Genomic DNA, 12,675 nt, shown 5'->3' with positions numbered 1-12,675 from the left:
TGCCAAGTTCGCAGTTACATTTCCACCGCGCAGAAAAACGGACAGCGGGTCTTGGATGCACTCAAGTCGGCGTTGCAAGGAACACCCTATGTGCCGCCCATCTTGGCTACGCAACCTGCATCAACCGCCTGAGCAGTTACCTTTTTTTGAACCGATTGCCAAAGCGGTTTCAGGTGGAGTGGTTTCCCCAAATGAGGGCATGGACATACAAATTGAAACGCAAGATCGCTACATTGCTATTTCGGTCAAGTCGGGGCCCAATCCTTTCAACTCCAGTCAGGTTAAACGGCAGAGCGACGAATTTGAAACGCTTCGCAGGCGTGTAGCAAAACTCCGCAAGCAATTCGATCCCATTCTGGGACACGCGTACGGCAAAAAGCAGACTCCGGCTACCAAAGCCAAAGTCTATCGTGACATCTCCGGTCAAGCATTTTGGGAAGAATTGACTGGCGACCCAGAATTTTATCAGAAGTTGATTGATTTAATGGAAGAGGAGATTATCAAGAAACATCGTCAGGAATATCGGTCAGCGTATCAAAAGGCAGTGAATCGTTATGTCCGCGAATTCACCAACGATTTCTGCCAGGATGATGGCACAATTGACTGGGCAAAACTCCTCCATTTTAACAGCGGCAAAGATTAGCGATTCGTCCAACCACCCAACCAAATGCTCTCAACCCTTTCCGAAAACAGTACCAAACTAACTACCGTACTCACCATCCTCGGCATCGCGCTCGCAGTTGCGCTCGGCGCGCTCGTCGCGTTCGGTTCGCCGGTCATCGCGTTCGCGCTCGTACTCGGCGTCATCGCCGCCGCCATCGTGCTCTCGAATATCGAATACGGACTGTACGCGGTGATCGCGGTCGCCGTGCTGTTGCCGTTCGGCGCGTTGCCGATCAACCTGGGTTTCAATCCCACGTTTCTCGATCTCGCGCTCATCGCGTTGTTCGCGATGTGGGTCATGCGCGGCGTCACGCGGCAGGGCGGCGATTTTGTCGCGACGCCGCTCGGCGTGCCAGTGCTGGTGTTCCTCGTGCTCGCCGTATTCTCGTTCATCGCCGGGCTGGGTCACTCGTCCGTCACGACCCAGGTGTTGCGCCAGTTCGTCGAGGTGCTCATCGCGATCACAATGTTCTTTGTCGTCGTCAACACGGTGCAATCGCGTGAGACGCTCAAGCGCGTAATCATCGCGCTCATCCTCGCCGGATTTTTGGCGGCGGCAATCGGTATCGTGTTTTACGTCCTGCCGCGCAACACGACGATCTATTTGCTCTCGATTCTGCGCGTGTTCAAGTATCCGAGCGGCGATGGGATTCTGCGGTTTATCGAAGACGACCCGGCGAATCCGATGCGCGCGATTTCAACGTCGGTGGACCCGAACGTGCTCGGCGGTTTGCTGATTCTCGTGACCGCTCTGTCCGCGCCGCAAATTTTCGCGCGCAAGCCGATTCTCCCGCGTCCGCTCGCCATCGCGATGGCGGGCACGATGTTCCTGTGCTTGGTGCTGACCTTTTCGCGCGGCGCGTTGCTCGGCTTGGTGATGGCGCTCGTCGTCATCGCGACGGTGCGTTATCGTCCGATCATCGCGGTGATTTTACTGGGCGGCGTCGTGTTCTTGTTTTTACCGTTCACGCAAGAGTACGTCGGGCACTTGTTGGATGCATTCACCGCGAGCGACCGCGCGACTCAGATGCGACTCGGCGAGTACAAGGACGCGTTCACGTTGATCGCGCGCTATCCGTTTTTCGGAGTCGGCTTTGGCAGTTCGCCGGACATTGACACGTACATCGGCGTGTCGTCGGTATACTTGCTGATGGCGGAAGAGATGGGGTTGCTGGGCTTGGGCGCGTTTCTCATCACGATGGGGATGTTTTTTAATCGCGCGGCGCAAACCTGGTTCGCCGGACTCGCGCGCGACGAAGAACTCGCGCCGATTTTGCTGGGACTCGCCGGCGCGTTACTCGGCGCGATGATCGGCGGATTGGTGGATCACTATTTCTTCAACTTGAAATTTGTGCACGCCGCCGCGCTCTTTTGGCTCTACGTTGGCTTGGGCATGGCGACGATGGCGCTGGCGTCGCGCGTTGACAAGCCCGATACTCTGACTTAGAATGTTGCCATGGGCGAGCAAACCACCAGCGGCAAACAACGTCCGTACTTTATCTGGGATTACGATCTCAGCGAAGAAGACGTGCGCGCGATTTTGCGTGGCGATAACGAGTACGAAAAAGTTCAGATGATGGTGCGGACTATGGAATCCGCGCGCTGGGAAGACATTTGGAATTATCTGACGCTGAAACAAATTCGTGCTTATTGGCATGAAATTCTTCCCAAGCTTCGCCGTGAGTTGCGACTGACCTGGGAATTTGCAATAGAAGTGTGGAGCAAAGATACTCCCACTGACGCATTTGGCAATGATCCGAAAATAATCAACGAATTGCTTCCGAAAAACTTTAAACTTCCCCGTGAATAGTCTCCCCTCTGCCGGAATTTCCCATCCCAGTTCTCACCCAGGTTTGCCATTTGCCATCCGCAATCTGCTCTCCGCGCGCGTCTGGCTCCCACTGATTCTGCTCGCCGCATTCGCGTTGCGCCTCTATCGCCTCGGCATCGCAAGTTTGTGGTACGACGAAACGGTGAGCGTGTTCCTCGCGCAAAAAGATTTGCTCGCGCTCACGCGTCACACCGCCGGTGATATTCATCCGCCGCTCTACTATTATCTTTTGCATTTCTGGGGACAACTCGCCGGGTGGTCGGAATTTGCGATGGCGTTTCTCTCGCTCTTCTTCGGCGTGCTTCTCATCGCGCTCACGTATCGTGTCGCGCGCGAATGGTTCGATCAACGCGTGGGGGTTGTCGCCGCGTTGCTCGTCGCGCTGTCGCCGTACAATTTGTGGTACTCGCAAGAAGTGCGGATGTACACGCTCGGCGCAACCCTGGGTCTCGCGTCCACGTTCTTGTTCGTGCGGTTGATCAGTCAACAGTCAACAGTCAACAGTCAACAGTCCCGCCGCATCTTGATCGCGTACGCTCTCATCAGCGCGTTGGGAATGTACACGCTGTACTATTTCGCGTTTCTCCTCGTCTTTCAAAACCTCGCCGCGCTCGTCTGGTTCATTCGCGCACAAACCGCCATTCGCCATTCGCCATTTGCCATCCGCGCCTGGCTCGCGTCCCAGTTCTCTACCGTGCTCCTCTTCGCGTCCTGGCTTCCCATCGCGTTCCGCCAGGCAACCGATCCGCCGGTGCCGCCCTGGCGTTCGCTCATCGCGTTGCCCACCGCGTTCGCCGAAGCGTTCTCCGCACTCGTGTTCGGTCAATCGCTCGACGCGTCGCTGACCTGGCTCTTGTTATTGTTGCTCGCCGCGCTCATCGTGTTCACGCTCATTACCGACCGCCAACCGCCGACCGCTGACGACGGTACACACAATCCGCCATTCGCCATTCGCTTCACGGCTGCTTGGTTCTTGCTCGGCTACACCTTCGTTCCCCTCGCGATCATCTACGCGCTCTCGCTCTGGAAACCGCTGTATCACGTCCGCTACGTGTTTACCTACTCACCCGCGTTTTACATTTTGCTTGCCGTGGGCATCGCGCGCTTGAGCGCGATGAATATCGAATGGCGCAAGTACGCGATTTCGTTGTTGCTCGGCGCGCTCGTGTTCGGCGCGGCAGTGGTGTACTCGGATTACAATTTTTGGTTCGAGCCGCGTTATGCCAAAGACGATCTACGCGGCGCGGTGCATTACCTTTCCGAACACTGGCGACCCGGCGACGCAATTCTCATCAACGCCGGTTACACCTACACCGCGTTCGTGGTCTATTTCGATCAGCCCGTCGCGTGGCGCGGACGTGTGACAGAATATCCGCCCAGCAATATTTCGCTCGGCACAATTCAGCGTTTGGTGGACCAGCGCGCCGCGCCGATTGTTCTACAAACCGGCTCAATTGGTGGCAGCGCGAGTCTGGGTTGGGGTAGCGCCGAGTCCGATTTCTACGCGACGACGGCGGATGCGACCCGCGCCGCGCTCGACCGCGTATTTGCCGCGCACGAGCGTGTGTGGATGTTGCGCTTGTACGATACGGTCGTGGACCCGGACGGCGTTGTGCGCGATTACCTCGCCACGCGCGGACGAATTATTGATGATCAAGGTTTCGCCGGCGAATCGTTTGCGCGGGTGCAGGGTTATATCACGCGACGTACCGGACTGCGCGAACTGCCCACGCGCGCGACGCGTCGCGAGATTTTGCTCGGCAATCGCATCGCGCTGCTCGCGTTCGAGCCGGCGACGACGATTGTCCGCGCGGGCGAGCCGCTCGACGTGACGATTTACTGGCGCGCTCAAGAACCGACGAACGTGGACGCGCGCATGTTCGTCGGATTGTTCGCGGCGGACGGCACACTTGTTGCCTCGTCCGATGAATTGCCGATTGGCAACGCGCTCGGCACGTCGCGTTGGACGCCCGGCGAAATTCTGCGCGAACCGATTCGCGTGCGCGTGCCGGCGAAAACTGCGCCGGGCGATTACACGTTGCGCGTCGCGCTGTACGATCCGCGCACGAACGAGCCGCTCGATGCGCCGCCCGGCAAGTGGGTCGCGGAGAATGGTCAAGTTGTGTTGACGAATGTACGGGTGACAAATCAATGAGCCAGGTTTCCGATGAAATCGTACTCGTGTAAACACAACGGGCATACGTTCACGCTCTACAACGAGGATTGTCTCGCCGGCATGCGTGCACACCTCGCGCCGCAGGCGGTGGATGTGGTCGTCACGTCGCCGCCGTACAATCTCGGCATTCGCTATAAAAAATACGACGACACGCTGCCGCGCGACGCGTACCTCGCGTGGCTGGGCGAGTGGGCGCAAATCGTGTGCGAGGTGTTGCGCGACGACGGCGCGTTGTTTCTGAACGTCGGCAGCAAACCGACCGATCCAGGGGTGCCGTTCCAGGTACTTGCCGTGATGCAAAAGTATTTCGTATTGCAAAACGTAATTCACTGGATCAAGTCCATTGCGATTGAAAAAGCGGACGTGGGCAATTATCCTGGGATCACCCAGGATGTTGCGCTTGGACATTACAAACCGATCAACAGCCCGCGCTATGTGAACGATTGCCACGAGTACATTTTTCATCTGACCAAACGCGGTGACGTGAAATTGGATCGTCTCGCCATCGGCGTGGCGTACCAAGACAAGACAAATATCGCGCGCTGGGGCGGCAAGCGCGACAAGCGTTGTCGCGGCAATACCTGGTTCGTGCCGTACAAAACGATTCGCGACCGCACGGAGGAACGCCCGCACCCTGCGACGTTCCCGGTAAAAATTCCCAAGCAGTGTATTCAGTTACACGGCTTGGCGCGCGCACAACTCGTGGTGGATCCGTTCCTGGGTATTGGGCACACCGCGCGCGCGTGCGTCGAACTCGGCGTGGATTTTGTCGGCTTTGAAATGGACGCGACGTACTATACCCAGGCGCGTCGCGCGCTAAAATCCGCGTGTCCACCCGTGAAGCAAACCTGATGCGAAAACGCTATCCTGTTTTGGAACGAGCGAAACTATTTTGGCTCGCGGCAGACGCGTGCCTGGAACTTTGACATACCGAATGACCCGAAGGGAAAAGGAGACTTATGCACATCGTCAGTGATCGCGGAATGGACCTTGCCCTTGAGCAAATGCAAGGATTGAACATTCACCTCGTCCCGCTCACCTTTACGCTCGACGGCAAAACGTATCGGAGCGGCGTGGACATTCAGCCGACCGAGTTTTACAAATTACTCGCGTCCACGGAAAGTTTTCCGACGACCTCGCAACCCTCGCCCGGCGATTTCGCCGACCTGTATCGCGAACTTGCCAAGACCGATCCGGAAATTCTTTCGATTCACATTTCGTCCGGCTTGAGCGGTACACTCAATTCGGCGCACGCCGGCGCGGAGATGGTACCCGAAGCGCGCGTGACGTTCGTGGACACGAAAACGTTGTCGGGCGCGGAAGGGTGGCAAGTGTTCGCCGCCGCGCGCGCGGCGCAAGCCGGTTGGGCGATGGACAAAATTATCGAATTGCTCGACCGCATCCGCGCGGTGACGGATACGATTTACACGCTCGCTGAACTCAAGTACCTGATTCACGGCGGGCGCATCAGTCACATGAAAGGTCTGATCGCGTCCGTGTTGAACATCAAACCGATCATCGGCGTCGAAAAAGTGTTGGGTAAGTACGCGCAGTACGGTCAAGCGCGCTCGTTCGAAAAAGCGATTCTCAAACTTGCCGATCACATCGCGTCACAGTACAAACCGGGGATCGCGTTGCGCGCGCAAATCATGCACGCGTTCAATCCCGACGGCGCGCAATTCCTCCGCCAGCGCATGGACGAACTGTTCAAGTGCACGTGGCTCCCGGTCGGACCAATTGCGCCGGTGCTCGGCGCGCACACCGGACCGAGTTTGGTCGGCATTGCGTACGCGCCGCTCGACGCCTTCCCGGAGATTCCGTGAAATTTACGCGCGCGAAATTGGGACGCGGATCAACGCGGATCAACGCGGATTATTTCTTCAATGCGCGCGCGAAGCGATCTGCGCGCGTCTGCGTCCTAGTTTTAATCGCGCTGACCGCGTGCGCGACGCCTACGCCGACGAGCGTACCAACGCGCGCGAGTCCGACAGTCACAACCGCGCCATCGCCCACGCGCGTCGCGCCGACCGCGACCCTCGCGACCGCGACGACTGCTGCACCGACCGCGACCTCGTTGCCGGTGCCGACGCGCGCGGCGTACAAAATCGGCGCGGCGCTGCCGAAACGCAACGCGCCGCGCACGCTCCTCGACGCGCACGATTTTGCGCGCATCAAGACCTGGGTCGAACAATCCGCGTGGGCGCGCGACGCGCGCGATCAAATCATGCGCAACGCGGATGCGTACCCGGCGAACTACCTCCGACAGTACAACCTCAAATCGCCCGATTTGCCGCCGACCGGCGGGCAGTGGTCGTTGTGGTACATTTGCCCGGACGGTTTGCGTCTCAAGTACGATCCCACGCACACGCCGCCGCATTTTTGTCCGAGCGACGGCAAGTATTACGCGTCGCCCACGTTTACGAACCGTCCGACGTTGTACGACGAAGTGATTTACCAGAACCGCCATCTCGACCTCGCCGAGTATGCGCGCGACCTGGGTTTGGCGTATCAACTCACCGGCGACAAGAAATACGCGGAGAACGCCGCGACGATTTTGCGCGCGTATGCCAATGCGTATCCAGCGTACGCGCAACACGATAAAGACGGCGGCAAGGCGCGCAGCGGCGGCAAGGCGACCGCGCAAACGCTGGACGAAGCAGAGTGGCTCATCCAAGTTGCATGGTCGTTCGATTTGATTAACGACGCACTCACGCCGGCAGACCGCACGAAAATCGCGGACAATGTTTTGCGTCAGGCGGCCGCGAACATCCAGGGCAATCGTGTCAAGTTGAGCAACTGGCAGACCTGGCACAATGCCGCGCTTGCCGCCGCGGGATTCGCACTCGAAGATGACAAACTCGTCTCGGACGCGTACGCGGATCCGGAAAATGGATTCCTGGTTCAAATCGCGCAGGGCGCGGCGGCGGATGGTTTTTGGTGGGAAGGATCGTGGGGTTATCACTATTTTACGTTGCAGCCGATGTTGTATCTCGCCGAGATGGGCGACCGCGTCGGCTTGGAGCCGTACGCGCAACCGAATCTGCGCGCGATGCTGACTGCGCCCATCGCGATGGCGATGCCTGATGGAATGCTTCCGCCGTTCAACGACGATAGCGGCACGACGCTTTCCGCGCGCGCGTGGCTGTACGAGATTGGCTATCAACGTTATCGCGACCCGGCGATGCTCGCGGTTTTGCGCGGCGCGCGCAGTTGGCAAGCGTTGCTGTGGGGCGCGGACAATCTGCCGAGTGCGAGCGCGCCGGCGCAAGCGAGTATTGCATTACCCAAAGCCGGTTACGCGATTCTCCGCGCGGGCGATGAGCGTTACCTCGCGCTCGATTTCGGTCCGCACGGCGGCGGGCACGGGCACTACGACAAACTGGGTTACATTACATTTGGGCTGGGTCGTACGCTCGCGCTCGATCCTGGGACGCACTCGTACGCGGCGGCATCGCACAACACCTGGGACAAGATGACCGTCGCGCACAACACGATTGTCGTGGACGAACAGAATCAAGCCGAAGCGACCGGCAACTTACAACGCTTTGTCGGTTTACCCGCGTTCAGTCTGGCAACGGCGGATGCGGGTGCGGCGTACAAAACCGCGGCGATCACGCGCACACTCGCGCTTACGCCGGACTATTGGCTCGATCTCACGCGCGTGACATCGCTCGACCGCGCGGCGCATCGGTTCGATTGGATTTATCACAACCCTGGTTCACTAACGACGCCAATTTCGCTCGCGCCGTACACGGCGCTGCCGAAAAAGAACGGCTACGAACATCTCGCGAATCCGCGCGCCGCGCTGACGAATGACGCGTGGAACGCGACCTGGGATTTGAGCGCGGTTGGCGAACGGTACGGCAGCGTGTTCAACGGACGCGAGGGCATCACCTCGTCGTTCACGATCACGCGCACGCAAGACACGTTCGCCGGACAACTCGATTACGATTTTGCGTTGGTCGCCGATGGGTACGCGGTGTACCTCTCCAACCATCTCGATGTGCCGAATGAAATGCCGACGCGCATCGAAGCGCGCGTGTTCGGCGACGCGTCGAACAATAGACTCACGCTTCGCATTATGGATGCGACCGGCGAAAAGTTCACGAAAGAAGTCGGCGCGATCAACTGGAGTGGCTGGCAAACGATCGCGTTGATCGTGGACAAGTCGTGGGGCACGGCGGGCGCGGGCAACAATGACCGCGTGATGGATTTGCCGATCACGCAAATCGCGTTGCAGATCAATCGCACGGCGAATGGCAAGCGCGCGGGAACAATTCTCGCCGACAATCTCGCCTTGACGTTTCCTTCGGGGCGACGCGTGATCGAAGATTTCGAAGGCAGTCTCGCGCGTGTGCAGGTGCGGATGCTCGGCGCGCCCGATACGACGATTGTGTTCGGTACGGGGATTGACGAACGCAACGCGGCGGTTCCATTCGCGTTGGCGCGGCGTCAAATGACCGCGACGACCTTTACCGCGTTGTTCGAGCCGTATCGCGCCACGCCGCGCATTACTGCGTTCGAACCGCTCGGCGAGGGCGTGCGTGTTGTCGCGCCCGGCGCGTTCGCCGATTCGATCATGTTCGCGGATGGCACGTCGAGCGAGCGTTTGTTCGGTGTGTACTCGACGGATGCATCGGTGGCGTACGTTCGGCAGAACGCGTCAAATCAAATGCAAACGCTCGTCGTCGCGAACGCGACCAAGTTTGTGGCGGAGGGGATCCGCGTGTTGCTCACAAGTTCCGCACCAGTGACGGCGCAACTGGGATTCGCCGGCAACGCGCTTGCGCTCACGACCGAAACGCGCGGCGTGACGCTGCGCGTCCTCGCGCCGAACGCGACGCAAGTGAACGTGAACGGCAAGCCCGTCGAGTTCAAACGTGAGGGTGAGGTGGTGATTGTGGAGATTCGTTGAGTGAAAACTGCGCTTGCTCCCAAAACGGGATCATGATATAATAAACGTATGCGAGTCATTGCAGTCAAAACATTGCGTGCGTTTTGGGAGAGACACCCTGATTCACGCCAAGTGTTGCAGGCGTGGTACCATGATGTCAGGCATTCGACATGGGCAAATCCGTCCGAGATCAAAGCGACGTATCGAAATGCAAGTATCGTGAATGATCAGCGGGTTGTCTTTAACATCAAAGGAAACCGCTATCGTTTGATTGTCGCGATTCAGTATCGCTTTGGGATTGTGTACATCCGATTTGTGGGAACTCATGCCGAGTATGATCAAATTGATGCTACGACAATTTGATTAGAGGTAAAGTATGTTAGAAATCAAACCGATCAAAACAGAAACCGAACATCGCGCCGCGTTGGCAGAGGTAGAGCGCTTGTTCGACGCCAAGCCCGGCACGCCGGCGGGAAATCGTCTTGAGATTTGGACAACGTTGATCGAGGCGTACGAGTCGCGTCAATACGTCATTCCGTTGCCTGATCCGATTGAAGCGATCTTGTACCACCTTGAAAGTCGTGGATTATCGCGGCGTGATTTGGAGCCGTTTATCGGCAGTCGCGCGCGGGTTGCCGAGGTGCTGAATCGTCGGCGCGCGCTTTCGATTACGATGGTTCGCAACCTGAATCAGGGTCTGGGTATTTCTGCCGATGTTCTTTTGCAATCGTATCGCGTAGCTAAACCGCTCGCGCGGCAACGTGCCCAACCGGTTCCGCCAAAACGCCGTTTGGGCAAGGGGTTGACATCCAAGCCGCGCGTGTTTGCCAAAGCATCCAGTCGTCCATAGTATCGCAAACCAAAACCGCCGACGCGAACTATTCGCGTCGGCGGTTTCATTTTCGAATGTGCTACTTGAACGCGCGCACCAACGGGCGCCACTCGTCCGCGTCTTCGAGCAGGAATGGCTTGTAGAACGCGATGCGGTCGAGCAAGCCGGCGTAACGCGCCTGGACACGCGCCGGAATTTCTGCGCGTGGCGCGATAATCGCAACTTCGTTCAGCAAATCGTCGCCGACGAGCGCAGGCATTTCGTCCCACTTGCCATGCGCGGCGAGCGCGCTCAACTTTTCACCGACCGTGCCCCAGCCGTGCATGTCGAGCACCGCGCGGTACGTCGGCGTGGACGCGTAGAACGAAATCTGTGCGCGCACCGCTTCGCGTTCCGCCTCGTCGGTCGCGATAAAAATCGAAGACGATAGTTGCACGTCCGCGCGCGTGCGTTGCGCGCCACGTGCGCCGCGTTCGATGTTCGGCAGAACCAGCTCGCGCAGATATTTCGCCGTGTGGAAGGGATGAACGTGGAAACCCTGGCACAACTCGCCGGCGACGCGGCAGAGATGTTCGTTCACGCCCGCGATGTAGATCGGAATGTGCGGATGCTCGATCGGACCGGGGTTGAAGAACGGCGACATTAAGGTGAGTTTGTAAAACTCGCCGCGAAAATTCAACTTGGTATCGTTCTGCCAACATTCCCACAACGCGCGCATCGCGAGAATCATCTCGCGCAATTTGGGCGCGGGCGATTCCCAGGTCATGCCAAAGCGGCGTTCGATGTGCGCCTTGACCTGCGTGCCCAGCCCCAGGATAAAGCGTCCTTGCGACGCGTTCGCCAAATCCCAGGCGAGGTGCGCGAGCAAGGTCGGACTGCGCGCGAACGCGACGGCAATCGCGGTGCCGAGTTCGATGCGCGTCGTGTGTTCGGTTGCGAGCGCGAGCGGGAGGAATGGTTCGTGTTGCGTCTCGCTTGTCCACAAACCGTCAAAGCCGATCTCTTCTACGGCGCGCGCCACGCGCGGAATGTCGAGCAGGTTTGGCGCGAGAATCGCAACGTCTAGTTTCATAGCGACTCCTTGAACTCCACTTGAGTATCCGATTCAAACACCTTCAATTCATTCGCCTTCACATTGAGCACACGCGCATTCGCAAAGTACTGAAAATCGAATTGAGTCATGTCGCCGGCGCGTAAACCAGGAATCGGGATGAGGCGCGCGGTGAGCGGCTTGTCTAGTTTCACTGCAAGCGTCGCGAGGTCGAGCAGAATCGCGGACAGTTGTTCGACACGCGTGTCGCCCGGCAATGGCACCGTGTCGAGTCCGGTCCCGCACACGGTCGAGTAAAGCAAGAGCGAGTCGAGCGAGTAGTTTGCCGAACGCGCGGCGAGCGTCGCGTCTTCGAGCACCGGAAGCATCAAGCCGGAAAAACCGGCGCGTGGGAAATTCGCGCGGCGGATGCAATCGGTGATGAACGCGGCGGCGAAGAGCGTCCCGCGCGAACCAAACTCGACGCTGATCAATCGCTCGATCGCCGTGCCGATGCTTTGCTCGACGGCGGGAAACGGCGCCATCGAAAAATCAATCCCAGCAAATCGAAAATCGAATCGCGCGGCGAGATCGTTGGCGATGCGCGCAAGCGTTTGCCCCGCGCGTTCAATCGCGCCGACCAAATTGGCGCGCGCGTCGTCGAGCGATTGCGCGTTGGTGAACGCTTCGACGGCGAGCGGCGCAGCTTGTACCGCGAGCGCGAACGCGTTTGCACCGCCGTCGTGGTACGCGACCGGGAAAAATGGCGCGTGGGGCTGACAGTTGGCGAGCGCGCTGAATTTGAAATTGCCGAAGCCGTCCGGCGTCGTGTCGGCGAGCGCGCGAATCACGCGTGCGGCGGCTTGAATCGCGCGTAGATTGATGCCGTACATGTGCGACGCGATTTGAATCGCGCCAAAAATGTTTTCGGTCGCGCCGAGTGCGTTGGGGAGCGTGTCAATCAAATCGAGTGAGGCATTGGGATCGTCGGCGCGCACCGCGCCGAGCGCGGCATAGTCAATGCCGTGCGCGCGAATCGCGCCATCCAGATCGCGCGCGAACTGGGTCACGTCGCGCGGAGAAATATCGGTGAGCGATTGCGTGGCAACGCGCGTGGTTTGGGCCGGAAAACCGGCGCGAGAAAATTCATCGCGCGCCGCGCGCACCAGATCGCCGAGGACGCGCAAGGGAGTGTCCTCCAGCGGATCGGCAAGCGAGACAAACCCGGTGACGGAGCGAATGTTCACAG

At 58.8% G+C, this 12,675-nt stretch carries 10 protein-coding genes and 1 pseudogene; 9 read left to right on the top strand and 2 right to left on the bottom strand.

Annotated features, from left to right (window positions below):
* Nucleotides 1-88: 88 nt before the first annotated feature.
* The 9 genes and pseudogenes from HY868_08125 (at nucleotide 89) to HY868_08085 (ending at nucleotide 10,291) form a co-directional block, all read left to right on the top strand.
* Nucleotides 89-643: a hypothetical protein gene (locus tag HY868_08125; GenBank protein MBI5302087.1), complete on the top strand. Its 555-nt coding sequence runs from the start codon at nucleotides 89-91 to the stop codon at nucleotides 641-643.
* 24 nt (nucleotides 644-667) lie between these two features.
* On the top strand, nucleotides 668-2,110 hold the full coding sequence (locus HY868_08120) for an O-antigen ligase family protein (protein ID MBI5302086.1): 1,443 nt from the start codon (nucleotides 668-670) through the stop codon (nucleotides 2,108-2,110).
* 9 nt (nucleotides 2,111-2,119) lie between these two features.
* On the top strand, nucleotides 2,120-2,473 hold the full coding sequence (locus HY868_08115; protein ID MBI5302085.1) for a hypothetical protein: 354 nt from the start codon (nucleotides 2,120-2,122) through the stop codon (nucleotides 2,471-2,473).
* A complete protein-coding gene (locus tag HY868_08110) occupies nucleotides 2,466-4,649 on the top strand; it encodes a glycosyltransferase family 39 protein (protein ID MBI5302084.1) in 2,184 nt (727 codons plus the stop codon). Before HY868_08115 ends, HY868_08110 begins: the two co-directional genes overlap by 8 nt.
* A 12-nt stretch (nucleotides 4,650-4,661) precedes the next feature.
* Entirely contained in the window at nucleotides 4,662-5,522 is an 861-nt protein-coding gene (locus HY868_08105) for a site-specific DNA-methyltransferase (protein ID MBI5302083.1), read from the top strand.
* Between the two features lie 107 nt (nucleotides 5,523-5,629).
* On the top strand, nucleotides 5,630-6,493 hold the full coding sequence (locus HY868_08100; protein ID MBI5302082.1) for a DegV family protein: 864 nt from the start codon (nucleotides 5,630-5,632) through the stop codon (nucleotides 6,491-6,493).
* Nucleotides 6,490-9,585 carry a heparinase II/III family protein gene (locus tag HY868_08095; GenBank protein ID MBI5302081.1) on the top strand — a complete coding sequence of 1,032 codons (3,096 nt, stop codon included), beginning with the start codon at nucleotides 6,490-6,492 and terminating at the stop codon, nucleotides 9,583-9,585. The genes HY868_08100 and HY868_08095 overlap by 4 nt, the downstream gene beginning before the upstream one ends.
* Nucleotides 9,586-9,633: 48 nt before the next feature.
* Nucleotides 9,634-9,927 (top strand): type II toxin-antitoxin system HigB family toxin, encoded by a 294-nt coding sequence (locus HY868_08090; GenBank protein ID MBI5302080.1) that lies wholly within the window; start codon nucleotides 9,634-9,636, stop codon nucleotides 9,925-9,927.
* 13 nt (nucleotides 9,928-9,940) lie between these two features.
* Nucleotides 9,941-10,291 (top strand): annotated as a pseudogene (locus HY868_08085) (transcriptional regulator).
* A 184-nt stretch (nucleotides 10,292-10,475) separates the two neighbouring features.
* On the opposite strand, the gene HY868_08080 reads toward HY868_08085, so the two are convergent.
* Both HY868_08080 and HY868_08075 read right to left on the bottom strand, forming a co-directional pair.
* Nucleotides 10,476-11,468: a TIGR03617 family F420-dependent LLM class oxidoreductase gene (locus tag HY868_08080; GenBank protein ID MBI5302079.1), complete on the bottom strand. Its 993-nt coding sequence runs from the start codon at nucleotides 11,466-11,468 to the stop codon at nucleotides 10,476-10,478.
* Nucleotides 11,465-12,673, bottom strand: coding sequence for a DUF711 family protein (locus HY868_08075; protein ID MBI5302078.1), 1,209 nt, complete (start codon nucleotides 12,671-12,673; stop codon nucleotides 11,465-11,467). Before HY868_08075 ends, HY868_08080 begins: the two co-directional genes overlap by 4 nt.
* Between the last annotated feature and the right edge of the window lie 2 nt (nucleotides 12,674-12,675).

This window comes from Chloroflexota bacterium, assembly GCA_016219275.1.
Taxonomy (GTDB): Bacteria; Chloroflexota; Anaerolineae; order UBA4142; family UBA4142; genus JACRBM01.
Note: the sequence above shows the minus strand (reverse complement) of the source record. Positions and strands in the feature narration are given on the sequence as shown.

What these genes read in the sequence shown, in the direction of transcription:
- HY868_08100 (MBI5302082.1), top strand. Translation starts at nt 5,630, where the DNA reads ATGCACATCGTCAGTGATCGCGGAATGGACCTTGCCCTTGAGCAAATG.
- HY868_08125 (MBI5302087.1), top strand. Translation starts at nt 89, where the DNA reads ATGTGCCGCCCATCTTGGCTACGCAACCTGCATCAACCGCCTGAGCAG.
- HY868_08105 (MBI5302083.1), top strand. Translation starts at nt 4,662, where the DNA reads ATGAAATCGTACTCGTGTAAACACAACGGGCATACGTTCACGCTCTAC.
- HY868_08115 (MBI5302085.1), top strand. Translation starts at nt 2,120, where the DNA reads ATGGGCGAGCAAACCACCAGCGGCAAACAACGTCCGTACTTTATCTGG.
- HY868_08080 (MBI5302079.1), bottom strand. Translation starts at nt 11,468, where the DNA reads ATGAAACTAGACGTTGCGATTCTCGCGCCAAACCTGCTCGACATTCCG.
- HY868_08120 (MBI5302086.1), top strand. Translation starts at nt 668, where the DNA reads ATGCTCTCAACCCTTTCCGAAAACAGTACCAAACTAACTACCGTACTC.
- HY868_08090 (MBI5302080.1), top strand. Translation starts at nt 9,634, where the DNA reads ATGCGAGTCATTGCAGTCAAAACATTGCGTGCGTTTTGGGAGAGACAC.